This window comes from Serratia sp. root2 (assembly GCF_031931805.1).
In the GTDB taxonomy this organism is placed as follows: domain Bacteria; phylum Pseudomonadota; class Gammaproteobacteria; order Enterobacterales; family Enterobacteriaceae; genus Serratia; species Serratia inhibens.
The window spans coordinates 1859037-1883084 of record NZ_JAUJXB010000001.1 but is presented as its reverse complement, the minus strand read 5'-3'; the positions used below and the strand labels follow the sequence as shown (position 1 = coordinate 1883084).

General features: G+C 56.6%; 24 protein-coding genes, 1 tRNA gene and 2 other RNA genes. 17 read left to right on the top strand and 10 right to left on the bottom strand.

Features of this window, described 5'->3' with window-relative positions:
- Nucleotide 1 precedes the first annotated feature (1 nt).
- The 5 genes from mltG to ptsG all read left to right on the top strand — a co-directional run bounded on the left by mltG (nucleotide 2) and on the right by ptsG (nucleotide 5220).
- Nucleotides 2–1027 carry an endolytic transglycosylase MltG gene (gene mltG / locus QZQ97_RS08585; protein ID WP_311993098.1) on the top strand — a complete coding sequence of 342 codons (1026 nt, stop codon included), beginning with the start codon at nucleotides 2–4 and terminating at the stop codon, nucleotides 1025–1027.
- Nucleotides 1017–1652 carry a dTMP kinase gene (gene tmk, locus QZQ97_RS08580; RefSeq protein ID WP_311993097.1) on the top strand — a complete coding sequence of 212 codons (636 nt, stop codon included), beginning with the start codon at nucleotides 1017–1019 and terminating at the stop codon, nucleotides 1650–1652. Before mltG ends, tmk begins: the two co-directional genes overlap by 11 nt.
- A complete protein-coding gene (gene holB, locus QZQ97_RS08575) occupies nucleotides 1652–2659 on the top strand; it encodes a DNA polymerase III subunit delta' (RefSeq protein WP_311993096.1) in 1008 nt (335 codons plus the stop codon). Before tmk ends, holB begins: the two co-directional genes overlap by 1 nt.
- 14 nt (nucleotides 2660–2673) lie before the next feature.
- Entirely contained in the window at nucleotides 2674–3450 is a 777-nt protein-coding gene (locus QZQ97_RS08570) for a metal-dependent hydrolase (RefSeq protein WP_013812441.1), read from the top strand.
- Between the two features lie 336 nt (nucleotides 3451–3786).
- Nucleotides 3787–5220, top strand: coding sequence for a PTS glucose transporter subunit IIBC (ptsG, locus tag QZQ97_RS08565; protein ID WP_006322502.1), 1434 nt, complete (start codon nucleotides 3787–3789; stop codon nucleotides 5218–5220).
- 55 nt (nucleotides 5221–5275) lie between these two features.
- On the opposite strand, the gene mntR is transcribed toward ptsG, so the two are convergent.
- Nucleotides 5276–5746 carry a manganese-binding transcriptional regulator MntR gene (mntR, locus tag QZQ97_RS08560; RefSeq protein WP_311993095.1) on the bottom strand — a complete coding sequence of 157 codons (471 nt, stop codon included), beginning with the start codon at nucleotides 5744–5746 and terminating at the stop codon, nucleotides 5276–5278.
- Nucleotides 5747–5975: 229 nt separating this feature from the next.
- Here mntR and QZQ97_RS08555 point away from each other — a divergent pair, with 229 nt between their 5' ends.
- A complete protein-coding gene (locus QZQ97_RS08555) occupies nucleotides 5976–7280 on the top strand; it encodes an Nramp family divalent metal transporter (RefSeq protein WP_311993094.1) in 1305 nt (434 codons plus the stop codon).
- A gap of 55 nt (nucleotides 7281–7335) precedes the next feature.
- Here QZQ97_RS08555 and QZQ97_RS08550 read toward each other — a convergent pair whose 3' ends face one another.
- The 3 genes from QZQ97_RS08550 to QZQ97_RS08540 form a co-directional block, all read right to left on the bottom strand.
- Nucleotides 7336–7605, bottom strand: a complete 270-nt coding sequence (locus QZQ97_RS08550; RefSeq protein WP_311993898.1) for a hypothetical protein — start codon at nucleotides 7603–7605, stop codon at nucleotides 7336–7338.
- 343 nt (nucleotides 7606–7948) lie between these two features.
- Nucleotides 7949–8527: an SH3 domain-containing protein gene (locus QZQ97_RS08545; protein ID WP_311993093.1), complete on the bottom strand. Its 579-nt coding sequence runs from the start codon at nucleotides 8525–8527 to the stop codon at nucleotides 7949–7951.
- A 173-nt stretch (nucleotides 8528–8700) separates the two neighbouring features.
- Nucleotides 8701–9447 carry an SDR family oxidoreductase gene (locus QZQ97_RS08540; protein ID WP_311993092.1) on the bottom strand — a complete coding sequence of 249 codons (747 nt, stop codon included), beginning with the start codon at nucleotides 9445–9447 and terminating at the stop codon, nucleotides 8701–8703.
- 100 nt (nucleotides 9448–9547) lie between these two features.
- On the opposite strand from QZQ97_RS08540, the gene QZQ97_RS08535 reads away from it, so the two are divergent.
- Nucleotides 9548–9925: a winged helix-turn-helix transcriptional regulator gene (locus QZQ97_RS08535; RefSeq protein ID WP_311993091.1), complete on the top strand. Its 378-nt coding sequence runs from the start codon at nucleotides 9548–9550 to the stop codon at nucleotides 9923–9925.
- On the opposite strand, the gene QZQ97_RS08530 is transcribed toward QZQ97_RS08535, so the two are convergent.
- Complete coding sequence (locus QZQ97_RS08530; protein WP_073439276.1) at nucleotides 9922–10827, bottom strand: transporter substrate-binding domain-containing protein; 906 nt, start codon at nucleotides 10825–10827, stop codon at nucleotides 9922–9924. The genes QZQ97_RS08535 and QZQ97_RS08530 overlap by 4 nt on opposite strands.
- A gap of 254 nt (nucleotides 10828–11081) precedes the next feature.
- On the opposite strand from QZQ97_RS08530, the gene hinT reads away from it, so the two are divergent.
- The 9 genes from hinT to QZQ97_RS08485 all read left to right on the top strand — a co-directional run bounded on the left by hinT (nucleotide 11082) and on the right by QZQ97_RS08485 (nucleotide 18286).
- On the top strand, nucleotides 11082–11432 hold the full coding sequence (gene hinT / locus QZQ97_RS08525; protein WP_006322464.1) for a purine nucleoside phosphoramidase: 351 nt from the start codon (nucleotides 11082–11084) through the stop codon (nucleotides 11430–11432).
- A gap of 12 nt (nucleotides 11433–11444) precedes the next feature.
- A complete protein-coding gene (locus QZQ97_RS08520; protein WP_311993090.1) occupies nucleotides 11445–11834 on the top strand; it encodes a YcfL family protein in 390 nt (129 codons plus the stop codon).
- A gap of 26 nt (nucleotides 11835–11860) precedes the next feature.
- Nucleotides 11861–12454: a penicillin-binding protein activator LpoB gene (lpoB, locus tag QZQ97_RS08515; RefSeq protein WP_311993089.1), complete on the top strand. Its 594-nt coding sequence runs from the start codon at nucleotides 11861–11863 to the stop codon at nucleotides 12452–12454.
- Nucleotides 12435–13307, top strand: coding sequence for a phosphotransferase (locus QZQ97_RS08510; RefSeq protein ID WP_311993897.1), 873 nt, complete (start codon nucleotides 12435–12437; stop codon nucleotides 13305–13307). The genes lpoB and QZQ97_RS08510 overlap by 20 nt, the downstream gene beginning before the upstream one ends.
- A gap of 31 nt (nucleotides 13308–13338) precedes the next feature.
- On the top strand, nucleotides 13339–14358 hold the full coding sequence (nagZ, locus tag QZQ97_RS08505; protein WP_119803330.1) for a beta-N-acetylhexosaminidase: 1020 nt from the start codon (nucleotides 13339–13341) through the stop codon (nucleotides 14356–14358).
- Between the two features lie 75 nt (nucleotides 14359–14433).
- Nucleotides 14434–14976 carry an alpha/beta hydrolase YcfP gene (ycfP, locus tag QZQ97_RS08500; RefSeq protein ID WP_311993088.1) on the top strand — a complete coding sequence of 181 codons (543 nt, stop codon included), beginning with the start codon at nucleotides 14434–14436 and terminating at the stop codon, nucleotides 14974–14976.
- 332 nt (nucleotides 14977–15308) lie between these two features.
- Nucleotides 15309–16613 carry an NAD(P)/FAD-dependent oxidoreductase gene (locus QZQ97_RS08495; protein WP_311993087.1) on the top strand — a complete coding sequence of 435 codons (1305 nt, stop codon included), beginning with the start codon at nucleotides 15309–15311 and terminating at the stop codon, nucleotides 16611–16613.
- 361 nt (nucleotides 16614–16974) lie between these two features.
- Complete coding sequence (locus tag QZQ97_RS08490) at nucleotides 16975–17511, top strand: glycine zipper 2TM domain-containing protein (protein WP_006324726.1); 537 nt, start codon at nucleotides 16975–16977, stop codon at nucleotides 17509–17511.
- Between the two features lie 289 nt (nucleotides 17512–17800).
- Complete coding sequence (locus QZQ97_RS08485) at nucleotides 17801–18286, top strand: RrF2 family transcriptional regulator (protein ID WP_311993086.1); 486 nt, start codon at nucleotides 17801–17803, stop codon at nucleotides 18284–18286.
- Between the two features lie 78 nt (nucleotides 18287–18364).
- Here the strand turns inward: QZQ97_RS08485 and sdeB are convergent, their stop codons facing one another.
- Nucleotides 18365–21508, bottom strand: a complete 3144-nt coding sequence (gene sdeB / locus QZQ97_RS08480; RefSeq protein WP_311993085.1) for a multidrug efflux RND transporter permease subunit SdeB — start codon at nucleotides 21506–21508, stop codon at nucleotides 18365–18367.
- 24 nt (nucleotides 21509–21532) lie between these two features.
- Nucleotides 21533–22735 carry an efflux RND transporter periplasmic adaptor subunit gene (locus QZQ97_RS08475; RefSeq protein WP_311993084.1) on the bottom strand — a complete coding sequence of 401 codons (1203 nt, stop codon included), beginning with the start codon at nucleotides 22733–22735 and terminating at the stop codon, nucleotides 21533–21535.
- 294 nt (nucleotides 22736–23029) lie between these two features.
- Between QZQ97_RS08475 and QZQ97_RS08470 the strand changes: the two genes are divergently transcribed.
- Complete coding sequence (locus QZQ97_RS08470; RefSeq protein WP_004943090.1) at nucleotides 23030–23386, top strand: helix-turn-helix domain-containing protein; 357 nt, start codon at nucleotides 23030–23032, stop codon at nucleotides 23384–23386.
- Nucleotides 23387–23444: 58 nt separating this feature from the next.
- On the opposite strand, the gene QZQ97_RS08465 is transcribed toward QZQ97_RS08470, so the two are convergent.
- The 3 genes from QZQ97_RS08465 to QZQ97_RS08455 all read right to left on the bottom strand — a co-directional run bounded on the left by QZQ97_RS08465 (nucleotide 23445) and on the right by QZQ97_RS08455 (nucleotide 23870).
- A non-coding RNA gene (locus tag QZQ97_RS08465) (RtT sRNA) lies at nucleotides 23445–23566 on the bottom strand.
- Nucleotides 23567–23612: 46 nt separating this feature from the next.
- Nucleotides 23613–23733: non-coding RNA, RtT sRNA (locus QZQ97_RS08460), on the bottom strand.
- Between the two features lie 47 nt (nucleotides 23734–23780).
- Nucleotides 23781–23870 (bottom strand) — tRNA-Ser (locus tag QZQ97_RS08455).
- Between the last annotated feature and the right edge of the window lie 178 nt (nucleotides 23871–24048).

The following is a 24048-nucleotide window of genomic DNA, read 5'->3' as shown; positions in this document are numbered from 1 at the left end:
GATGAAGAAAAGAAAGCTGAAGGTCGTTTCTATTATTGTTGTTCTGGTATTGGCCCTGCTGTTTTGGGGTTACCAGAAGGTTGAACGCTTTGCTGATACGCCATTGGCGATCCAGCAGGAAGCCATTTTTAAACTGCCGGCCGGCACCGGACGCGTAGCGCTGGAAGAGTTGCTGGTGCGCGACAAGCTGATTCGCAACGGTGTCTGGTTCCCGTGGCTGCTGCGGCTGGAGCCGCAGTTGGCGGAGTTCAAGGCCGGCACCTACCGCTTTACGCCGGGCATGACGGTGCGCCAGATGCTCAAACTGCTGGCCAGCGGTAAAGAAGCCCAGTTCAGCGCGCGTTTTATCGAAGGCTCGCGTTTGCGCGACTGGCTATTGGTGCTGCAGCAATCTAAATACCTCAAACATACGCTGGCGGGCAAAAGCGAAGCGGAAATCGCCGTGGCGCTGGGTCTGCCGGAGGGGGCTCATCCGGAAGGGCGCCTGTATCCGGATACTTATCTGTATACCGCCGGTATGAGCGATATCGCATTGCTCAAGCGCGCTCATCTGCGCATGGTCAAGGCGCTGGACGCTGCCTGGGCGGGCCGCGATACCAGCCTGCCGTACAAGGCACCGGAAGAACTGCTGACCATGGCTTCGATAGTCGAGAAGGAAACCGCCGTGCCGGAAGAGCGCACCAAGGTGGCCTCGGTATTCATTAATCGCCTGCGCATTGGCATGCGCCTGCAAACCGATCCAACGGTGATCTACGGGATGGGTGATGCTTATAATGGCAACATTACCCGCAAAGATCTGGAAACTTCGACGCCGTACAACACTTATGTGATCAACGGCCTGCCACCGACGCCGATCGCCATGCCGGGCCTGGCTTCTCTGGAAGCCGCCGCCAATCCGGCGAAGACGCCTTATTTGTACTTTGTCGCCGATGGCAAGGGCGGCCACCAGTTTACCACTAACCTGGCAAGCCATAATCAGGCGGTGCGCGCCTATCGCCAGGTGCTTAAGGAAAAGAATGAAAAGTAAATTTGTGGTTATCGAAGGGCTTGAAGGGGCGGGAAAAACCACCGCGCGCGATACCGTGGTCAACGTGCTACGCGAACACGGCATTAGCGACATTGTCTTTACTCGCGAGCCGGGCGGTACCCCACTGGCGGAAAAGCTGCGCGATCTGTTCAAACGTGGCGTAGACGGCGAATTGCCGACCATCAAAGCCGAAGTGCTGATGCTGTATGCGGCCCGCGTGCAACTGGTAGAAACGGTTATCAAACCGGCGCTGGCGCGTGGTGCCTGGGTGGTCGGCGATCGTCACGATTTGTCATCACAGGCCTATCAGGGCGGCGGCCGCGGCGTAGATCAACAGCTGATGGCCTCGCTGCGTGACACCGTTTTGGGGGATTTCCGCCCGGACCTGACGGTTTATCTGGATCTGCCGCCGCGGGTTGGCCTGCAGCGCGCCCGTGCGCGCGGCGAACTGGATCGTATTGAGCAGGAAGCGCTGCCGTTCTTTGAACGCACCCGCTCGCGCTATCTGGAGTTGGCGGCGCAGGACGATTCTATCGTCACCGTTGACGCCTCTCAATCGCTGGAACAGGTGACGGCGGCTATCCGCAGTTGCCTCAGCCAATGGCTACGGCAGGAAGGGGTGTAATGAACTGGTACCCGTGGCTCAACACGCCTTACCGTCAGTTGGTCGGGCAATATGCAGCCGGTCGCGGCCATCATGCCCTGTTGTTGCATGCTTCAGTGGGCAATGGCGATGAAGCGCTGGCTTATGGTCTAAGCCGCTGGTTGATTTGTCAGCGGCGTAACGGCGAGAAAAGCTGCGGCGAGTGTCATAGCTGCCGGCTTATGCTGGCGGGGAACCATCCGGACTATCACGTATTGGCGCCGGAAAAGGGAAAAAGCAGCCTGGGTGTCGAGCCTATCCGTCAGGTGATCGAAACCCTTTATTCCCACGCCCAGCAGGGGGGCGCCAAGGTTATCTGGTTGCCGCAGGCAGAGTTGCTGACCGAAGCGGCGGCCAATGCCCTGTTGAAAACGCTGGAAGAGCCGCCGGAAAAAACCTATTTCCTGTTGAGCTGCCGCGAGCCTTCACGGCTGCTGGCGACATTGCGTAGCCGCTGTTTCTATTGGCATCTCGCCAGCCCGGATGAACGGCTCGGTTTGCAGTGGTTGAACCGGCAAACGCCGGGCAATTCGGTGGATCTCCTCACCGCACTGCGGCTGCACGACGGGGCACCGCTGGCCGCCGAGCAACTGCTGCAACCCGAGCGTTGGCAGCAGCGCAGCGCTTTGTGCGCTGCACTGAATGTCGCCTTGCCGCAGCATGACATGCTGTCGCTGTTGCCGGTGCTGAATCACGAAGATGTAGCGGAGCGGCTGCACTGGCTATGCGCCTTGTTGGTGGACGCCATGAAGTGGCAGCAGGGCGCGGCGAGCTTTGTGCTTAATCAGGATCAGCAACCGCTGGTGCACCAATTGGCCAGCCGCCTGAGCGGCACCTCGCTGCAACAAGTGGTACAGCAATGGCTCAATTGCCGCCATCAGTTGCTTAACGTAACCGGCGTCAATCGTGAGCTGCTGCTGACCGAACGATTACTCAGTTGGGAGCAGATGCTCGGCGCTACCGGCTATTCTCATCCTCATTCGTTGTAAAAGAGTTAACTATTATGTTGTTAGTAGATTCGCATTGTCATCTTGATGGCCTGGATTACCAAACGCTGCATCAAAACGTGGATGATGCTCTGGCGAAAGCCAAGGCGCGCGATGTCGGCTACGTTCTGGCGGTAGCGACCACGTTGCCGGGTTATCAGGCCATGACGCAGTTGATCGGCCCACGCGATGACGTGGCGTTCTCCTGCGGTGTTCACCCGCTGAATCTCGAGGGCGGTTACGATTACGCAGAGCTGCGTCGTTTGGCGGCGGCAGAGCAGGTGGTGGCGCTGGGAGAAACCGGGCTGGATTACTTTTATCAGAAAGACAATCTCGAGCTGCAGCAAGCGTCATTCCGTGAGCATATCCGCATTGGCCGTGCGCTGAACAAACCGGTGATCGTGCATACTCGCGACGCGCGTGAAGATACGCTGGCGATCCTGCGTGAAGAGAACTCGCAGGACTGCGGCGGCGTGTTGCACTGTTTTACCGAAGATATCGCTACCGCAGAAGCGCTGCTCGATCTGGGTTTTTATATTTCCTTCTCCGGCATCCTGACTTTCCGCAATGCGGAGCAACTCCGTGAGGTGGCGCGCTACGTGCCGCTTGATCGCATTCTGGTTGAAACCGACTCGCCGTATCTTGCTCCGGTGCCGCATCGCGGCAAAGAAAACCAACCTGCCTACGTGCGTGATGTGGCTGAATACATGGCGGTATTGAAGGGCGTGAGCCTGGAAACGCTGGCCGAAACCACCACCGCCAACTTTTCACGCTTATTTCACATCGAACTATAATCCTTGGCCTAGGCTTAGCTGTAGTCATTGATGTCGGAATTTTTTTTAAGCTCGTAATTAATCGCTGAAACGGGTAATGTTCCCACCCGTTTTATGGCGATGGCTGGGCTTTTTTTCGTCTGTTTTGATAAAAAATGATCGATTTAAGAAAAATACCCGGCTTTGTTCATCGAAACGTGACTGCCATCAAACATTGCGCAGGCTATTTATTTTACTCTGCGTAAAAATTCAAGGGGTGCTCAGACACCCTGAATTGCAGGGGTTTTTCTCCCCCCCTTGCAACGCGAAGAATCGCGAGAAGTAGCAAAGCACTATTACTCAGGAGCACACTCAACTATGTTCAAGAACGCATTTGCAAACCTGCAAAAAGTAGGTAAGTCGCTGATGCTGCCGGTTTCCGTATTGCCAATCGCAGGTATTCTGCTGGGCGTCGGTTCCGCCAACTTTAGCTGGCTACCTGCGGTAGTCTCTCACGTGATGGCGGAAGCCGGCGGTTCAGTTTTCGCCAACATGCCGCTGATTTTCGCTATCGGTGTTGCCCTGGGCTTCACCAATAACGATGGTGTATCTGCGTTAGCTGCGGTAGTGGCTTACGGCATCATGGTGAAAACCATGGCGGTGGTTGCACCTTTGGTTCTGCACCTGCCGGCTGAAGAAATTGCGGCTAAACACCTGGCGGATACCGGTGTGCTCGGGGGGATTATCTCCGGCTCTATCGCTGCCTACATGTTTAACCGCTTCTTCCGCATTCAGTTGCCTGAATACCTGGGCTTCTTTGCCGGTAAGCGGTTTGTGCCGATTATCTCCGGCCTGGCGGCGATCGTTCTGGGCGTAGTGCTGTCCTTCATCTGGCCGCCGATCGGTACGGCTATCCAGACCTTCTCCCAGTGGGCTGCTTATCAGAACCCGGTAGTGGCGTTTGGTATCTACGGCGTCGTTGAACGTGCGCTGGTGCCGTTTGGTCTGCACCATATCTGGAACGTACCTTTCCAAATGCAGATCGGTGAATTCACCAACGCGGCCGGCCAGGTGTTCCACGGCGATATCCCGCGTTATATGGCGGGTGACCCGACTGCGGGTAAACTGTCCGGTGGCTTCCTGTTCAAAATGTACGGTCTGCCTGCTGCCGCTATTGCCATCTGGCATTCAGCCAAGCCGGAAAACCGCGCTAAAGTTGGCGGTATCATGATCTCCGCTGCCTTGACCTCGTTCCTGACCGGTATCACCGAGCCGATCGAGTTCTCCTTCATGTTCGTTGCGCCGATCCTGTACGCAATCCACGCCATTCTGGCTGGTCTGGCGTTCCCGATCTGTATCCTGTTGGGGATGCGCGATGGCACCAGCTTCTCGCACGGTCTGATCGACTTCATCGTGCTGAGCGGCAACAGCAGCAAGATCTGGTTGTTCCCAATCGTGGGTATCATCTACGGTCTGGTGTACTACACCATCTTCCGCGTGCTGATTGCCAAGTTGGATCTGAAGACGCCTGGCCGTGAAGACACCGTTTCCGAGCAGGTTGCTCAGGGCGGTTCTGAGATGTCTGCGGCTTTGGTTCAGGCCTTTGGCGGTAAAGATAACATCACCAATCTGGATGCCTGCATCACCCGTCTGCGCGTTAGCGTGGCGGACGTGAGCAAGGTTGACCAGCCTGGTCTGAAAAAACTGGGTGCTGCCGGCGTTGTTGTCGCAGGCTCTGGCGTTCAGGCCATCTTTGGTACCAAATCTGACAACCTGAAAACCGATATGGACGAATACATCCGTAATCACTAATTCAGGCTGGGGAGCTTTGAGGGAGGCGAAAGCCTCCCTTTTTTATTGGCAGGATTTATTTCTCGGCGTGGCTTTGCAGAAAACGCTCAAACACCGCCAGAGTGTCGCTAGAAATGTGATGCTCAATCCCTTCGCTGTCCAGCTCCGCCGTTTCAGTCGGCACCCCGAGGCACACCAGCAGGTCGACCACAATACGGTGTCGGCGGCGCACTTGCTGCGCCAGTTGTTCGCCTTCTTCAGTCAAAAATACCCCGCGATACGGGCGTGACTCTACCAATCCGGCGCTCTTCAGCCGTGCAATGTTCTTGATCGCCGTGGGGTGGGAAACGCCAAAGCGACGGGCGATGTCAGTGGTTCTGGCTTCACGAGTGGTCAGCAGCAGGTCGGCAATCAGTTCTACGTAATCTTCGATCAACGCATTCGACTGCGCTTCACGGGCGCGGGTAAAACGCAGGGCGTGCTCGGCCTCATCCGGCATTTCAGCTAAGATAGGGCGTTCGGCGTTATCTGGCGCGCTTGTTACCATATTCTGGGACGTCCTTTATAGGTTAAACCAGTGAGTTCCAGACTACTGGAATCCTGCCCTACGTTAGTCTAATGGCGACGCATTATCAATTCGGCAGCCGCATTCAATGACAATAAGAAATATTTGTACACAAAGGTAAGGTATCTTCCATTTTGCATAAAGTGTAGCCGATGCTACATTGCTCTGAGTGTTGGGTGAAAAATAACCAGAATAACATTGAGGGTAAAATATGCGTGAGGCGGCAACCACCACATCGTTAACCGAACGGACCAATACGGCGATTGGTAACGCACTGGCCGGGCGCAAGCGCGGCGCGTTTACGCCGCTATTGTTCGCCGGGCCGGCGGTGATTGCCTCTATTGCCTACATGGACCCCGGCAATTTCGCCACCAATATTCAGGCCGGTTCAAAATACGGTTACAGCCTGCTGTGGGTAGTGGTGATGGCCAACCTGATTGCCATGCTGTTCCAGGCGCTGTCGGCCAAGCTGGGCATCGTCACCAACCGCAATCTGGCGGAAATGTGCCGCGATCAATTCTCGCGCCCGGTGGTGATCGGCATGTGGCTGCTCAGCGAAGTGGCGGCCATGGCCACCGATCTGGCGGAGTTTCTGGGTGGGGCTATCGCACTCGCCTTGCTGTTCCATATGCCGCTGTTGGCGGGGATGGGCGTGACGGCGGTGATCACCTATGCGTTATTGATGGTAGAAAAGAAAGGTTTCCGCCCGGTTGAGCTGATGATTGGTGGGCTGGTGGCGGTCATTGCCCTGTGCTATCTCGCCGAGATGTTTATCGTGCCGGTCGACTGGCTGGCGGCGGGCACCGGCATGGTGACGCCGCAATTGCCGGATGCGCAGGCGCTGACCATTGCCGTCGGTATTATCGGTGCCACCGTAATGCCGCATGCCATTTTCCTGCACTCGGGCCTGACCCAGCACCGAACGCCGGCCAGCAATAGCGGCGAACGGCGCAAGCTGCTGCGTTTTTCCAATATCGAGGTGGTGATCGCGCTGGCGATAGCCGGGCTGGTGAATATCGCCATGGTGATTATGGCTTCCAGCGCCTTCCATGCAGGCAACAGCGACGTGGCGGAGATCGGCACGGCATACCATACGTTGACCCCGTTGTTTGGTGCCGCCGCCGCCGGGATCTTCCTGATGTCACTGATAGCATCCGGTATTTCCAGCTCGGTGGTGGGCACCATGGCGGGCCAGATGATTATGCAGGGGTTTGTCGGCTTCCGTATCCCGGTATGGGTGCGTCGTCTGGTGACCATGATCCCGGCGTTTATCGTGGTGGCGTTAGGCGTCAATGCGACGGATGCGTTGGTCTACAGTCAGGTGGTGCTTAGCCTGGCGTTGCCGGCGCCGATGATTGCTCTGGTTATGTTTACCCGCCGCCGCGACATCATGGGCGAGTTTGTGAACAGCCGCCTCACCAGCCTGGTATCGATCATCGGTACGGTGATTATCATCCTGCTCAACATGGTGCTGTTGCTGCAGACGTTCGGCGTGGCTATTCCGGGTTTGGGCTGATTGATAAGCCGTGCGGTTGTTAGGGGCACGGCTTGTCTCCTATCTATAACTCGCGTTAAGGCGTCGTTTTCGGTCCCGAGTTTTGACCACCGGTCAGGGCCTTCTCATCGTTGGAAATGCTGCCGGTATTAGCCGCCCATACGCCTTCTTGTGTTTTGGTCACCTGCTGGTGGCCGGCATTCAGGTTCTGGCCGACGGCGGCGATATGGTTGGACTCGACGTCGCCGGTATTTTTTGCCCAAGGGATTGTTTGATCGCTGGCTTGGGCGATGCCGCTAAACGCTATCGGTATCACCAGCAACGCGGTATGAACGAAGGTTCTGATTTTCATGATCTCAATGTCCGTTGATGCATAGGGTACGGTAAATCCGAGCCATAGCGATTCAGGAAAAAGCAATTGAGGGTGGGGGATAACCTAAGGTCAGTCTGGTTGCGGCTGGCGGTCTGGGATCCGCACGACGCCCTGCCTATTCAGTGTAGAACGGGTTATCGGTGACCATCAGGAGGCTGATGTAAATGAAGCGCATGATTTATATCAGCGTATGTAAAAATGTTACCTGAGAAATAATTACCATGCTTACCATGTGTGCATTTTCAGGATACCTAAGCCGACAGCCATACTTCACTTCCCTGGCCGGTATTACTCAATAACCGTCGCCAGCGGTTTATTACACGCCGTAGCGTTTGTTTCCTCCCGAAGTAATACAGTACCGCCCGCCACGCGGGCCTATACATATTCTTCCTGAAGAACAGGGGCATTCGGCATCACTTTCCACATTGCGCCTTGGCGCTGGCCGATATACCGGCTGCTTTGGCGCAGGCGCAAGTGCCTGGCGGTTTTTTTGATAGCACCTATCACCATGACACAATGACTTTGTAGAAACCCATTGGCTCGATTGGTTACCCGGCGTGATCCTTGCCCAATTATCGCGCTCTTGGTAAACGGTGATACTTTGTCCACGTTTTAAGGACGTAATGACTTTACCATTCGGCGCGTTACGAACGTTGAGCCGATCGGCCGCTACATATTTCGTTGACTGAGGGATATCGCTTTGTGGTTGAGGGGGCTGTTCGCTGCTTTCTGACGCCGTTGTGGTTATTGGGGTATAAACATTGGCCACTGAGGTGCCGGATTGCGGTATCGGCGTGTTTTTTTCTGTTTTATTGTCAGACTTGAATACGAACCAAAGGGCGATGGCGATGATTACCAGTATTCCTACGCTTTGATTGTTCTTTTGGCTTGCCATGAGTCTTCACCATCCAAATTGGAGAAATACTAAGGCTAGACGCAGTTAAAGAACGTATCAATAAAGCGATATTTTATTATTATCACCCAATAATAATATTACTTAACTTACTGTCTGTTCCGTAACTTAATTTCACCGTTGGGTTCTACCCAACAGTGAATGATACTTCATAATTACAAATTGCCTACTCCCCCATCAATCTGCAGTTCGGCCCCAACCATAAACGCGGATTCGTCAGACGCGAGGAACACCGCCGCCTTTGCCAGTTCCAGCGGTGTGCCCATGCGGCCTATCGGCACCAATGCGCGGATGTCGTCGCGCAGCGCCTGTTCATCCTCTTCTTTCAACCCCAGCTTGCCTAACGCCGGGGTTTCGGTCGGGCCTGGACTCAGGCCGTTGACCCGGATACCGCGCGGATGCAATTCACCGGAAAGCGTTCTGGCCAACGACAGCAGGCCGGCCTTGCTGGCGGCGTAAACGCTGCTTAGCGGCAGGCCGATATGTGCGCTGACCGAACCGCACAAAATAATCGAGGCTGGATTCGCTAATAACGGCAGCAGCGCCTGGATTAAAAAAAATGGCCCTTTGAGATTGATGTCCATTAGCCGCTGATAGCTCTGCTCATCCCATTGCTGCAGCGGAAGGTGGGTGACGTCACCGGCGTTGATATACAACACGTCAAGGCGCGGCCAGTGGCTGGCCAACTGCTGCGCTAAAGCTTGCTGTTGGCGAATATCTCCGGCGTCACTGCGCAACAGCAGCACGTCGCCCAGCGCTTTCCCCGCTGCGTCGAGGCCGCTTTGGCTGCGGCCGGTGATCGCCACGGTGGCGCCTTCGGCAATAAACTGGCGTGCGGTTTCCAGACCAATCCCGCTGGTGCCGCCGGTGATCAATGCGTATTTACCTTTAAGTCGTGACATAGCCTGCCTCCTGTTTCCCGTTGGTAGCCTCATTATTTGCGCTATAGTATCTTTTGCATAGTAGGCACCTTTTGGATACCAAGGTACGGGATGGGATGAAATGACGACAGTGGCGCTTTCGGCAGCGGAAAAAAATTTAACGGCGTTGCCGGCAACAGACGAGCCATGCCCTATGGTGGGGTTTGTTAATCTGGTCGCGGGGAAATGGGCAATCCCGATCCTCTACAGGCTTATCATGATCGACGGCCCGGTGCGTTTCAGTGAGTTGCAGCGCGCGGTGGCGCCAATCGCCCAGAAAGAGCTGACGCGGCAACTGCGGCAGTTCGAGCAGCGCGGCCTGGTTACGCGGCAGGTATTCCCGGAAGTCCCGCCGCGCGTTGAATACCGGATTACGGCGCTGGGCAAGTCCCTGCGTCCGACGCTGGATTCTCTGGCCGAGTGGATGCGTGCGCACGCCCCGCAATTGAGCGGTGACTAATCGCCGATCCCCGGTGGGTTGATGGTGGAACGCTCTACCTTTTCATCATGTTCGCCCCAGCGGTCCAGCACCTGGGCATATTCGCCGCTGACGATCACACCGTTGATGGCGGCGTTAATGGCGGCAACCAGGCCGTTATCTTTTTTGGTGGTCACCGCTACGTAGGCGACGTTAGGGCCGATGCCGACCATTTTGGTTCTGCCGGTCAGCGCCGCTTTGTAGGCACCGGTAGAGTGGGGGCCAAAGAACGCGTCGGCGCGCCCGGACTGAATGCTCAGGTTGGCGGCTGCGTCATCGGTGACATAAATCGGTTGCACCGGTGCCAGCCCGTTGGCGCGGTTCTGTTTATCCCAGCCGAGCAGGATATTTTCCTGATTCGTACCGGAGCCGACAATAATCCGCAGTCCGGCGACGTCCGCCGGCTGGTTGATTGAGGCGATCTTGCTGGTGGATTTCACATAGAAACCCAGCGTATCTACGCGGTAAGTGGCGAAATCAAATTTGGTTTTCCGCAGCTTGGTGACGGCAATATTAAAAATGGCGGCATCGTACTTGCCGGAAGTAATGCCAAGGGGCCAGTCCTCCCAGGAGGTCGGCACCAGATTCAGTTCCAGCCCCAGACTGTCCGCCACCAGTTGTGCGATATCCGGGTCGCTGCCGATCAACGTTTTATTGTCTTCGGCAAATAGCGCAAGCGGCGGGGAATTTTCAGACGCCACCGCTACGGTTAACTTGCCCGGTACGGCAAAATGGTAATTCGCCGGAATCAAGGCTACGGCGGCCGGGTTTTTGAGCGCGCGCAAATGTTGCTGATTGGCCTGCAGATCGATAATGCTTTTGCTTTCCGCCTGGGCGGCACCGCACAGCAGCAGCGCGCCCAGCGCCAGGGTTTTGAGTGGCATCATGTTCTCTATCCGTTGTTAATCATGGAGTTACTATTGGCGGTGGCAACTGGCAAGTAAAGCAACAATAGTGAATAACCAAAGTGAAAAAAATCAGATGATTGCCGCGGTAATCCCATGACAGAGGCGTCGGTAGCCTGGTGGGTTGCCTGATTCTGCATCACTCGACGCGGAAAGTGCGCAATCAGGTTGAAAGCAGTAGAATTTGTCACTCATACTGCGTACAGATTATTTTCCTCAACAAGGAATGCCAGATGGCCGAAGAAACGATTTTCAGTAAAATTATCCGCCGCGAAATCCCTGCTGATGTGGTCTACCAGGACGAACTGGTTACCGCGTTCCGTGATATTTCACCTCAGGCTCCGACCCATATTCTGATCGTACCCAATATCCTGATCCCAACGGTGAACGACGTCACCGTCGAGCATGAAGCCGCGCTGGGCCGCATGATCACCGCCGCGGCGAAAATTGCCGAACAGGAAGGCATTGCCGAAGATGGCTATCGCCTGATTGTTAATTGCAATCGCCATGCCGGCCAGGAGGTCTATCATATTCATATGCATCTGGTCGGTGGCCGCTCGTTGGGGCCACTGCTGTCCCGCTAACCGAGGTCAACCATGCGCTATAGCAAAACCCTGCGTTGTCTGATGGCGCTGGCGTTACCCGCCGCAATTCTGATGGGTTGCAGCACTCGGCCCGGCATTGCGGTCAACGAACGGCAGACGGTAGTGATGGATTCGCCGGTGCTTACCGCAGGTATAGTGGCTGATAATCCGTCGATTGCGGATGCCTCCGGGCGCGTGATGGCAACCTCGGTGCTCAGCAACAGCCAAACAACACCGGTAACGGTACATTACCGTTTCTACTGGTATGACAATCAGGGGCTGGATATCCGGCCCTTTGAACAGCCGCGTACCATTACCGTTGCGCCGAATTCCGACGCCGAAATTTACTCGATTAACGGCAACCTCGATGCCAAACGCGTGCGTCTGCATCTATTCTTGTAAGCTCTTGCTTTAGTTGGAGAGGGATAATGAAAAAGTATCTATTTGTCGCACTGGCCGCCTTGATGTTAAGCGGCTGTCTGTCACGTCCCCCAGAGTCGGAGCAGCCGCCGGCCACCGTCGAGCCGGTCAAACCGCCGGTGGTGGTAGAGCCGCAGCCGCAACCCCAGCCGCCCATTGGCGAGCAGGTACCGCAACCGCCAAAAATTCAGCAACTTGACTGGCTGAGCAGCGTGCAGCCGTTGGTGAACCAGATGTTGAAAGCCGACGGCGTCAACCCGGGCAGCGTGCTGCTGCTGGACAGCGTGAAGAACAACACCAACGGCGCATTGCAAACGGCTAAAGCCACCTCCGCGCTGCACAAGGCGTTGGCGTCGAACCAAACCTTCTCCATCGTGCCGGAAGCGCAATTGGCGACCGCCAAGCAAACCTTGGGCCTGTCGGCGGATGACAGTCTGGGGTCGCGCAGTAAGGCGATTGGCCTGGCGCGTATCGTCAGCGCACAGTACGTGTTGTACAGCGATGTCAGCGGCGACGTGAAGTCTCCGACGCTGGATATGCAGTTGATGCTGGTGCAAACCGGTGAAATCGTCTGGTCAGGCAATGGCGCCGTTACCCGCTGAGGCCGCGCTGCGAAGACTGATTGAAAGCGAGCTGCCGGCGGTGAAAACCGCCGGTTGTCGTTTCAGCCCGGTGCAGGGGCTGACCGGCGAAAGTTGGCGTATCGAAGGCGAGGGCGTGCAACTGTTGGCGCGCCAACAAAGCGCAGAGAAAACCGCGCTTGGCGTTAGCCGGCGGCGAGAGGCTAAGGTGTTGCGCAGCGCCGGCGAAGGTTTGGGTCCGCAGGTTTTAATACAGAACAATCAGTGGATTATCCTGGAATGGCTGCCTGGTGACGTTGTCACCGAGGCGCATTTTACGCGCCTGAATCAACAGGGCGATCTGGCGCGGCTGGTTGCCCGTTTGCACAAGCGGCCGCTCAGCGGTTACCCGTTGAATCTGCATCGGCAGTTTGCCCGCTACTGGCAGCAGTTGGATCGCCGGCGTCCGACGCCCGCCTGGCTGCGGTTGCATCAGCGTTTCTTGCAAGCCAGCCAGCCTTCTCCGTTGAAAATAGCTCCGCTGCACATGGATATTCATCCGGGCAATGTGATTGCACAGGGCGAAGGAGTGCGGCTGATTGACTGGGAGTACGCCGCCGACGGTGACATCGCGCTGGAGATTGCCGCACTGTTTCGCGGCAACGCGTGGTCTGCGGATAATCAGCTGCGTTTTTTGCGGCATTATGTCCACGAGGGCTACCACGACTTGCCGCTGCTGAGCACGCAGGTGCAGCGCTGGTTGCCGTGGGTGGATTACCTGATGTTGTTATGGTTTGAAGTGCGCTGGCAACAGACCGGCGATAGCGAATTTTTACGTTGGGGCGCAGTGCAGCGCCGGCGTTTTTGTTTATCATCATCCCCATGTTCTAAATGAATAATGAAGTGAGGTGGCCGTGGGCCCAGTAATGTTAGATGTCGCCAGCTATGAGCTGGATGCCGAAGAACGCGAGATTTTAAAACACCCGCTGGTCGGCGGGCTTATCCTGTTCACCCGTAACTTCCACGATGCGCAGCAGCTGCGTGAATTGGTGCGCCAAATCCGCGAGGCTTCCCACGATCGGCTGGTGGTGGCGGTGGATCAGGAAGGCGGGCGCGTCCAGCGTTTCCGCGAAGGGTTCACTCGCCTGCCGGCGGCGCAGTCGTTCGCGGCATTGAACGAAGCGCATGAGGCTGGGCGTCTGGCGCAGGAGGCCGGCTGGCTGATGGCGGCGGAAATGATCGCACAGGATATCGACATCAGCTTTGCACCGGTGCTGGATATCGGCCACGTCAGCGCGGCGATTGGCGAACGCTCATTCCACAGCGACCCGCAACAGGCGCTGGCGATGGCCGAGCGTTTTATCCTGGGCATGCACAGCGCCGGGATGAAAACTACCGGCAAGCATTTCCCCGGCCATGGCGCCGTCAGTGCAGATTCACATAAAGAAACCCCGCGCGATCCACGTCCGCTGGCGCAGATCCGTGAGCATGACATGGCGATATTCCGCGAATTGATTAACCGCCAGTTGCTGGACGCCGTGATGCCGGCGCACGTCATCTATACTGAAGCAGACCCGCGTCCGGCCAGCGGTTCGCCATACTGGTTGCAACAAATTCTGCGCCAGGAGCTGGGTTTTGACGGCGTTATCTTCTCCGACGATCTGTCGATGGAAGGGGCCGCCATCATGGGCAGCTACGCTGAGCGCGGCCAGGCGTCGCTGGATGCCGGCTGTGACATGATCCTGGTGTGCAATAACCGTCAGGGCGCGGTCAGCGTGCTGGATAACCTGTCCCCGGTCAAAGCAGAGCGGGTGAAGCAGTTATATCATCGCGGTCAGTTCACCCGTCAGGAATTGCGTGATTCCGCGCGCTGGCAGCAGGCGCATAAAGAGCTGAGCGCGCTCAGCGAACGCTGGGAAGAACATAAACAGCGTAGCGCCGGGTGAACCCAGGGCGTCGTAATGCGGCGTAGTAAATGATGAGGGCTGCGGCGCGGTCCTCAGCTTGTTGCGAGGAACCATATGATTATCTATTTGCATGGCTTCGATTCCACCAGTCCCGGCAATCATGAAAAGGTTTTACAACTGCAGTTCATTGATCCGGACGTGCGTTTTATCAGCTACAGCACCTTGCACCCACGCCATGATATGCAGCATCTGTTGAAAGAGGTGGACAAGGCGGTTCAGCAGGAAGGGGATAAGCATCCTCTGATCTGTGGGGTGGGCCTGGGCGGGTTCTGGGCCGAACGCATCGGTTTCCTGTGCGGCATCCGGCAGGTGATCTTCAACCCTAATCTGTACCCTGAAGAACATATGCACGGCAAAATCGACAGGCCGGAGGAGTACCGCGATATCGCCACCAAGTGTGTCGAGGATTTCCGCGAAAAAAACCGCGATCGCTGCCTGGTGGTGCTTTCCCGGCAAGATGAGGTACTGGACAGCCAGCGCAGTGCGGAGCTGCTGCACCACTACTATGAAATCGTCTGGGATGAGCAACAGACCCACAAGTTCAAAAATATCTCCCCGCATCTGCAACGCATCAAGGCGTTCAAGAGCCTGCTTTAACAGTTTCATAACGCCTGACGCCGCCGCAGTGATTGCTTTTTACCGGCAAGAATTGCGGCATTTTTTATCAAAAACCCCCGATTTTGCCAGGCCGGCGGCAAAATTTAAAACTGTGACGCAGCGCTAACTATTTGAATCACAATCCTCAAAAATCCCCCTCGTCCAGCCTTTAACCAAAAAAGTTTGATGTACATCAATTTTGGTATGACCAAATAACCTCACATGCTATTCTGACTTTAGATAGCAGGTTTATTTTAAGCGAACCCTATGTAATCTAAGGATATTATTTATTTACCCTTGGGTAACAATTGGTTCACATTTAGGGGGTTATTTTGACAACGCCAAAGAAAAAAATCGTTATTGTCGGCGGTGGCGCCGGTGGTCTGGAACTGGCGACCAGTCTGGGCCATAAGCTCGGCCGCAAGCACAAAGCCGAGATCACGCTGGTGGACCGTAACCACAGCCATCTGTGGAAACCTTTGCTGCATGAAGTAGCAACCGGTTCCCTTGATGACGGCGTGGACGCGCTGAGTTACCTGGCGCACGCGCGCAACCACAATTTCAGCTTCCAGCTGGGATCGCTGACCAACATTAACCGAGAAACCCAAACGCTGCAGTTGGCGCAAATCTGCGACGAACAGGGTGAAGAACTGGTGCCTGAGCGCGAGTTACCTTACGACATTCTGGTTATGGCGCTGGGCAGCACCTCGAACGATTTCGGCACCGCAGGCGTAAAAGATCACTGTATCTTCCTGGATAACCCGCATCAGGCTCGCCGTTTCCACAATGAAATGTTGAACCTGTTCCTGAAGTTCTCGGCGCAGCCGGGGCAGAAAGGGCGAGTGAACATCGCCATCGTCGGCGGCGGCGCCACCGGCGTGGAACTGTCCGCCGAGCTGCACAATGCGGTGAAACAGCTGCACAGCTATGGTTTCGAAGGCCTGGACAACAGCGCGCTGAACGTGACTCTGGTAGAGGCGGGCGAGCGTATTCTGCCTGCGTTGCCGCCGCGTATTTCCGCCGCTGCGCACCAGGAACTGAACAAACTGGGCGTACGCGTACTGACCAACACCATGGTCACCAGCGCGGACGCCAACGGCCTGAATACCAAGGGCGGTGAATTTATCGATGCCGATCTGATGGTATGGGCTGCTGGCATCAAGGCGCCGGACTTTATGAAGGACATCGCCGGGTTGGAAACCAACCGCATTAACCAACTGGTGGTGGAGCCGACGCTGCAGACCACGCGCGATCCGAACATTTTCGCCATCGGTGACTGCGCTTCCTGCCCGAAAGAAGGCGGCGGTTTTGTGCCGCCTCGTGCCCAATCGGCGCACCAGATGGCGTCACGCTGCTTCACCAACATTCTGGCGCTGATGAACGGCCAGACGCTGAAACCTTACGTGTATAAAGACCACGGTTCTCTGGTCTCGCTGTCCCGCTTCAGCACCGTCGGCAGCCTGATGGGCAATCTGATGCGCGGTTCGATGATGGTAGAAGGGCGCATCGCGCGCTTCGTCTATATCTCGCTGTACCGCATGCATCAGGTCGCGCTGCATGGCTACATCAAAACCGGTCTGATGATGCTGGTTGGCGGCATCAACCGGGTGATCCGCCCGCGTCTGAAAATGCACTAAAAGTTGCAGTTGTCGACTCACCCACGCCGGTTCGCCCGCGTGGGTTTTTTTATGTCTGAGCCAGGCAGCATCGGCGGTTGCGGGATTAATGGCCAGCACAAAATTTCGTCGGCATGGGTAAAATTCTTAAGATTCCTCCTAAACACTGGGGAGATGCGTGATTTCCAGCATCTTTGGTCACATTGTCTTATTGCGGGGATCCGGAACATTGTGCAGACTTTATCTCGTTTACAGACGGCGCGTCGCGCACGCCGTAAACCGGGATACCACGTGCCGCCCATGCGCAAAAATAATAAGCGCGGCGCAATGTAGGTAGCGTTCCCGGTACAAATGCGTGGTAACACTTTCAGGAGGATTTCCTGTGAACAAGTCAATGTTAGCCGGTGTTGGGATTGGCGTTGCAGCCGCTCTGGGTATTGCCGCGGTGGCAAGCATGGATGTGTTTTCTTCCGGTCCGCAATTTGCGCAGGTGCTCGCCGCAACGCCGATCAAAGAAACCATCAAAACCCCGCGTCAGGAATGCCGCAATGTGACCGTCACTCACCGTGCGCCCGTGCAGGATGAAAACCGCATTGCCGGTTCCGTGTTGGGTGCGGTAGCCGGTGGCGTGATTGGTCACCAGTTTGGCGGCGGCCGCGGTCGTGACGTTGCGACAGTAGTTGGCGCACTGGGTGGCGGTTATGCCGGTAATCAGGTGCAGGGTGCAATGCAAAGTAACGATACCACCACCAGCACGCAACAGCGTTGCAAAACGGTTTACGACAAATCACAGAAAATGCTGGGTTACGATGTGACCTACAAGATTGGCAATCAGCAGGGCAAGATCCGTATGGATCACGATCCCGGTACCCAGATCCCGCTGGATAAAAGCGGCCAACTGGTGCTGAACAAAGCCTGATCACAGTTTAAGAATTAAACCCGCGGACAGTGTTAGTTCTGATCGTTTAACGCAGTTAAGCGAGCGGCATTAATATTGACGCGGGTTTCTGCTTTATGCCGCCGCCGCTTTACGTCGAGTCGGCACCAACGGTATCTTTTACGCTAATGTATCCGTGCGATTTCCCAGGGCATAACTTCAATAATGCGGCAATATTTGTTATATTATTGTGCAATTGAGCGGGTGTTATGGCGCGATGCCGCACCGGCCAAGCCTGATATTTTGGTCTCCCGGAGACAGAGATAAAGACATGCTAGATTTCCGCTTTCCGACAGCATTGCAAATGGTACTTAGCGTAGCCTTGGCTGAAAAGCAGGGCCTGCGTTCGACCAGCGCGATCCTTGCCGCCGGTCTGGAAGCCAACCCCAGTTTCATCCGCAAGCTGATGGTGCCGTTGACCAAAAATGGCATTATCGTTTCCACGCTGGGCCGTAACGGCTCGATTCACCTTGGCCGCCCTTTGGAAGAGATCACCCTGCGCGATATCTATTTGTCGGTCATTGACGATAAGCGTATCTGGGCTGCGCGGCCGGAAGGGCCTGCCCGCTGTCTGGTCAGCGCCAATGCCTGCTGGTATTTCAAGTCGGTAGTGAATGAGGCTGAAGAGGCATCGCTGGCGGTGCTGGAGCGCCATACAGTTGCGGATGCGCTGGCCGAGTTGGCGCGTGGCGATAAGCGTAGCTGCGCGGAATACGTGGCAGAAACGGCGAAACTCGCGGAGGCTGCGGATAAATAATCTGCGGTATTGATGCAAAGAAAAAGGTCGGGCTTAGCCCGACCTTTTTTATGCCTGCCACTGCGGGCAGGCGAACTTTTAAGCCGTTTGCTGCTGTGCTTTACGCGTCACCATGCGGCGCAGGGTTACGTAGAACACCGGCGTCAGGAATAACCCGAACAACGTCACGCCCAGCATACCGGCAAACACCGTGATACCGGTCACTCCGCGCACTTCGGCACCGGCGCCGTGGCCCAGAATCAACGGGATGGTACCGGCAATAAAGGCGATGGAGGTCATTACGATCGGTCGTAACCGCAGGCGACAGGCTTCCAGCGCCGCTTCCATAATGCCTTTGCCCTGCAATTCAAGCTCGCGGGCGAACTCGACGATCAAAATGGCGTTCTTGCAGGCCAGCCCCATCAACACCACCAGCCCCACCTGCACGAACACATTGTTGTCACCGCCGGTCAGCCAGACGCCGAACAGCGCCGACAGCATGGTCATCGGCACAATAAGGATCACCGCCAGCGGCAGCGTCCAGCTTTCGTACAGCGCGGCCAACGCCAGGAACGCCAGCAGTACCGCCACCGGGAACACGATAATCGCCGCATTACCTTGGGTCGACTGTTGGTAGCTCAGATCGGTCCACTGGATATTCATGCCGTTCGGCAACAGTTTGGCGGCCATCGTCGTCAGTTCGCTCATTGCCTGCGTAGACGACAGGATGCGCGGATCGGCATCGCCAATCAGGTCCGCCGCCGGAAAGCCGTTATAACGGATCACCGGGTCTGGCCCGTAGGTGGTGCTGATGTTGACCATGCTGCCAATCGGCACCATTTCGCCCTTGTCGTTACGGGTGCGCAGGTTGGCGATGTCCTCCACGCTGTCGCGGAATTGGCCGTCGGCCTGCGCGATGACTTGCCAGGTGCGGCCATAACGGTTGAAGTCATTGATGTACGACGACCCCAGATAAGTCTGTAGCGTGCTGAACAGCGCGTTGAGCGGCACACCCTGCGCCTTGGCTTTGTCGCGATCGATTTTCGCTTCCAGCTGCGGCACGTTGGCCTGATAAGACGAGATCGGGAAACTCATCCCCGGCGTTTGCATGATGCTGCCCGACAGGGTGTTGATCGCGGTTTGCAGTGCGCCATATCCGAGACCGGCGCGATCCTGGACATACAGAGAATAACCGGAACCCTGCCCGATACCGAGGATTGGCGGCGGCATGATTGAGAAGGCGAACCCTTCCTGAATCTGCGAAATGCGCGCATTGATCTCGGCGTTGATCTGCGCCGCACTGCGGGTACGGGTACTTAAAGATTCAAGCGCGAAGAACACGGTGCCGGTATTGGGTGTATTGGTAAACTGCAATGCATTCAGCCCCGGGAAGGCTACCGCGTCCGTCACCCCGTCGATGCTCAGGCCGATGGCGCTCATTTTGCGGATCACCGCATCGGTACGCTCCAGCGACGCACCCTCCGGCATTTTCACCCCGCCAATCAGGTAAAGCTTATCTTGCGTCGGGATAAATCCGCCGGGCACGGTTTTAAACATCACGCCCGCGGCGCACAGCAACAGCACGTACACCACGAACACCGCGCCGCGCTTACCGAGCGCACGGGAAACCCCACGCTGATAGCGTTGCGAGCTGCTGGCAAAGAAGCGGTTGAACGGACGGAACAGCCAACCGAACAACCGGTCAATCAGGCGCGATGGCATATCCTTCGGGGCGCCGTGCGGTTTCAACAGCAATGCCGCCAGCGCCGGCGACAGGGTCAGCGAGTTGATGGCCGAAATTACGGTCGAAATGGCGATGGTGACGGCGAACTGCTTATAAAACTGCCCGGTGACGCCGGACAAAAATGCCATCGGCACGAACACTGCGCACAGCACTACCGCGATGGCGATGATCGGCCCGGACACTTCGCGCATCGCCTGGTGCGCCGCCGCCAGCGGCGATAAACCTTCCTCGATATTACGTTCGACGTTTTCCACCACCACGATGGCGTCATCGACCACGATACCGATCGCCAGCACCAGCCCGAACAGGCTAAGCGTATTGAGCGAGAAGCCCAGCAGGTACAGCGCGGCGAAGGTACCGACGATGGAAATAGGCACCGCCAACAGCGGAATGATCGAGGCGCGCCAGGTTTGCAGGAACAGGATCACCACCAGTACCACCAGCAACACCGCTTCGAGCAGGGTATCTACCACTGCACGGATCGAATCGCGTACGAACACCGTGGGGTCGTACGGCGATTTCCAGCTCATGCCATCCGGGAAGCGGGTCGACAGTTCGGCCATTTTGGCCCGCACCGCGTCGGACAGCTCGATGGCGTTAGCGCCCGGAGCCTGGAAGATACCGATCCCGACGGCATCCTTATTATTGAGCTGGGCGCGTAGCGCATAACTGCCGGACCCCATTTCAATGCGCGCTACGTCGCGCAGACGCACTATCTCGCCGTTGTCGCCGCTCTTGAGGATAATATTGCCGAACTCTTCCTCGGTTTGCAGGCGGCCCTGGGCGTTAATGGAAAGCAGATAATCGCTACGCGTTGGCATCGGCTCCGCGCCCAGTTGGCCGGCGGAAACCTGCACGTTCTGCTCCTGCATGGCGGTGACCACGTCAGAGGCAGTCAACCCGCGAGAGGCGACCTTATTTGGATCCAGCCAGACGCGCATGGCGTATTCACCGGCGCCGAAAATCTGCACCTGGCCGACGCCCGGCAGGCGGGCCAACTCATCTTTGACCTTCAGGGTGGCGTAGTTACGCAGATACAGTGAGTCGTATTTACCGGAAGGGGAAACCAGATGCACCACCAGCGTCAGGGCTGGCGACTGCTTCTGCGTGGTGACCCCTTGGCGGCGCACGTCTTCGGGCAGGCGTGCCTCGGCTTGCGCCACGCGGTTTTGCACCTGTACCTGCGCCTGATCGGGATCGGTACCCGGGCGGAAGGTGACGGTGGTCACCAGCACACCGTCAGAACCGGCCACCGATTTCATATACATCATGTGTTCGACGCCGTTGATGGCCTCTTCCAGCGGCGTAGCCACCGTTTCGGCAATCTCTTTCGGGTTGGCGCCTGGGTATTGGGCGCGCACTTGCACGCTCGGAGGGACGACGTCCGGGTATTCGCTGATCGGCAACAGCGGGATCGCAATAACGCCACCGACGAAAATCAGGATCGACAGCACCGCGGCAAAGATCGGTCGGTCGATGAAAAAACGGGAAAAGTCCATGAGTCAGGGTTCTCTGCTGGTGGCTTAGTTGACTGCGGAAGCGGGCGTGTTGGCTGCCATCACGACGGTTTTCGCATTGACCGGCATCCCTGACATAAACACTTTCTGCATGCCATCGACGATCACCCGATCGCCTGCCGCCAGGCCTTTCTGCACGATGCGTAATCCATCCGCCACGCGGCCCACTTCGATATCGCGCCGTTGAGCCTTGCCGTCCTTATCGACGACATAAACGAATTTGCGGTCCTGATCGGTCATCACCGATTTATCGTCGATCAGCATGGCGTTGAACTCGGCGCTGCCGGGCATCTGCACCCGTGCAAACAGCCCAGGAGTGAAGCGGCGCTCGTGGTTTTCGAGCTGGGCGCGCATGCGAATGGTGCCGGTGCCGGCATTCAGCTGGTTATCGGTGAAATCGACAACGCCCTGATGCGGGTAGCCGTCTTCACCCACCAGGCCGACCTTGACCGGCAATTTTGCCTGCGGATCCTGGCTGCGTTGGCCGTCGCGCGCCATGTTCTGGTAACGCAGGAAGGTGGCTTCATCGACGTCGAAATAGACATAGACCTTATCGAGCGACACCAGCGTAGTGAGCACGCTGGCGCCATCACCGGTGGTGACCAGGTTACCGGCGGTGATCATGGCACGGCTGGCGCGCCCGTCGATCGGGGCGGTCACCCGGGTAAAATCGAGGTTAAGCTGCGCGATATCGAGCTGAGCCTGGGCCGCCAGCACGTTGCTTTGCGCCTGTGCGGCGGAGGATCGGCGCTGTTCCCACACTTCGGTCGAGATCGCCTGGGTGCCGATCAGTTTCTCGGTACGGCTGGATTCACTGCGGGCCAACGCCGCCTGATTGCGCGCTCGTACCAGTTCGGCCTGAGCCTGTTCACGGGCGGCGCGGTAGGTACGATCGTCGATGGTGAACAGTACCTGACCTTTTTTCACCTCATCGCCTTCGGTGTAATTCACCTTATCGATATAGCCGGAAACCCGCGGGCGCAGTTGAACGCTTTGCACAGCTTCGATCCGGCCGTTAAAAGCATCCCACTGGCTGATGGGTTTTATCACCACGTCAGCGGCGCTGACGGCCGGTGGCGGGGGAGCCGCATTTTGAGCGACGCTGTTGTCGCACCCTGCCAGCAGGGCGACCAGCAGCGCTACCGCTGAAAGGCGCGTGCTGAAACCGATGCTGTGAGCGTTAAACAATGAGTTTGGCTGGCTTGGCATTATTTTTATTCCATGGGTGAGCGCGGTCAGGCCATACACCCGGCCCTGTTATCCGGGTAACGTCCCTGGCCTGTGACCGGCGGCAGAGCGGTTGTGTCGTTCATCGACACAACGTTAGGTTTTGAAACACATTGTTGTCACATTAATGTATTAATATCGGTTACATTAACTGGGTGGATTATAGAAGCGCCTATCCGATAAATGCAATAATAAAAATTGCATTTAATGCGAAACTGCTGCAACGTAGTGATATCGGGCAGCGGACTTACCTGCCAATGTCATGGGAGCGTCAGCATGAACAGCACGGGTTTTATTACTGATTTGATTGAGTGGATTGACAACAATCTGGAAGAGAAGCTGGATATCAATACCGTGGCGGACCGCGCGGGGTATTCCAAATGGCACCTGCAGCGCATGTTCAAACGTCAGACCGGCTACGCGTTGGGGGAGTATATCCGTATGCAGAAACTGAAGGTTTCCGCAGAGCGCCTGGCCAACAGCGGCGAGCCTATCGTCAGCGTGGCGATATCACTCGGCTTTGACTCGCAGCAATCCTTCAATCGCAGTTTTAAACGCCAATTCGGCCAGACCCCGGGCGACTGGCGCCGCGCCGTGATGCAGCCGCAGATTGCCGCCAGTCGCGCACACTGAGGCGGATTGCAGGCAACCAAAAAGCCTGAACTTGCGTTCAGGCTTTCTCTTCAGAATATGGCGGTGAGGGAGGGCTTGATTCGCTGCGCTCACCCTGCGGGCCGCCTTTGGCGGTCCAAAACGCGATGCGTTTTGTCAAACCCTGTCGAGGCTTCTCACCCCTCCCGGAGGGGGATTTATAAAGCAAAAAAGCCTGGACGCGAATCCAGGCTTTCTCTTTAAAATATGGCGGTGAGGGAGGGCTTGATTCGCTGCGCTCACCCTGCGGGCCGCCTTTGGCGGTCCAAAACGCATGCGTTTTGTCAAACCCTGTCGAGGCTTCTCACCCCTCCCGGTGGGAGGATTTATAAAGCAAAAAAGCCTGGACGCAAATCCAGGCTTTCTCTTTAAAATATGGCGGTGAGGGAGGGGTTCGAACCCTCGATACACTTACGCGTATACACACTTTCCAGGCGTGCTCCTTCAGCCACTCAGACACCTCACCGTATTTTTTCGTTGCGTACTCGCTGGTGCAACGGGGCGCTACTATAGGGAGTGGGGGCTATCCGGTCAAGCAGAATTTCTGCGTTTCGGCGCGTCCGCTCACGCGCTGCTCAGTTTGTTGAAAATGGCGGCAAACTCTGTGGACGGTCAGGTCTGCGGGCATTTTCCCTGTATTGCCG

Excerpts from the sequence above, each read along its gene's own strand:
- mltG (WP_311993098.1), top strand. The coding sequence starts at position 2 with ATGAAGAAAAGAAAGCTGAAGGTCGTTTCTATTATTGTTGTTCTGGTA.
- tmk (WP_311993097.1), top strand. The coding sequence starts at position 1,017 with ATGAAAAGTAAATTTGTGGTTATCGAAGGGCTTGAAGGGGCGGGAAAA.
- holB (WP_311993096.1), top strand. The coding sequence starts at position 1,652 with ATGAACTGGTACCCGTGGCTCAACACGCCTTACCGTCAGTTGGTCGGG.
- QZQ97_RS08570 (WP_013812441.1), top strand. The coding sequence starts at position 2,674 with ATGTTGTTAGTAGATTCGCATTGTCATCTTGATGGCCTGGATTACCAA.
- ptsG (WP_006322502.1), top strand. The coding sequence starts at position 3,787 with ATGTTCAAGAACGCATTTGCAAACCTGCAAAAAGTAGGTAAGTCGCTG.
- mntR (WP_311993095.1), bottom strand. The coding sequence starts at position 5,746 with ATGGTAACAAGCGCGCCAGATAACGCCGAACGCCCTATCTTAGCTGAA.
- QZQ97_RS08555 (WP_311993094.1), top strand. The coding sequence starts at position 5,976 with ATGCGTGAGGCGGCAACCACCACATCGTTAACCGAACGGACCAATACG.
- QZQ97_RS08545 (WP_311993093.1), bottom strand. The coding sequence starts at position 8,527 with ATGGCAAGCCAAAAGAACAATCAAAGCGTAGGAATACTGGTAATCATC.
- QZQ97_RS08540 (WP_311993092.1), bottom strand. The coding sequence starts at position 9,447 with ATGTCACGACTTAAAGGTAAATACGCATTGATCACCGGCGGCACCAGC.
- QZQ97_RS08535 (WP_311993091.1), top strand. The coding sequence starts at position 9,548 with ATGACGACAGTGGCGCTTTCGGCAGCGGAAAAAAATTTAACGGCGTTG.
- QZQ97_RS08530 (WP_073439276.1), bottom strand. The coding sequence starts at position 10,827 with ATGCCACTCAAAACCCTGGCGCTGGGCGCGCTGCTGCTGTGCGGTGCC.
- hinT (WP_006322464.1), top strand. The coding sequence starts at position 11,082 with ATGGCCGAAGAAACGATTTTCAGTAAAATTATCCGCCGCGAAATCCCT.
- QZQ97_RS08520 (WP_311993090.1), top strand. The coding sequence starts at position 11,445 with ATGCGCTATAGCAAAACCCTGCGTTGTCTGATGGCGCTGGCGTTACCC.
- lpoB (WP_311993089.1), top strand. The coding sequence starts at position 11,861 with ATGAAAAAGTATCTATTTGTCGCACTGGCCGCCTTGATGTTAAGCGGC.
- QZQ97_RS08510 (WP_311993897.1), top strand. The coding sequence starts at position 12,435 with ATGGCGCCGTTACCCGCTGAGGCCGCGCTGCGAAGACTGATTGAAAGC.
- nagZ (WP_119803330.1), top strand. The coding sequence starts at position 13,339 with ATGTTAGATGTCGCCAGCTATGAGCTGGATGCCGAAGAACGCGAGATT.
- ycfP (WP_311993088.1), top strand. The coding sequence starts at position 14,434 with ATGATTATCTATTTGCATGGCTTCGATTCCACCAGTCCCGGCAATCAT.
- QZQ97_RS08485 (WP_311993086.1), top strand. The coding sequence starts at position 17,801 with ATGCTAGATTTCCGCTTTCCGACAGCATTGCAAATGGTACTTAGCGTA.
- sdeB (WP_311993085.1), bottom strand. The coding sequence starts at position 21,508 with ATGGACTTTTCCCGTTTTTTCATCGACCGACCGATCTTTGCCGCGGTG.
- QZQ97_RS08475 (WP_311993084.1), bottom strand. The coding sequence starts at position 22,735 with ATGCCAAGCCAGCCAAACTCATTGTTTAACGCTCACAGCATCGGTTTC.
- QZQ97_RS08470 (WP_004943090.1), top strand. The coding sequence starts at position 23,030 with ATGAACAGCACGGGTTTTATTACTGATTTGATTGAGTGGATTGACAAC.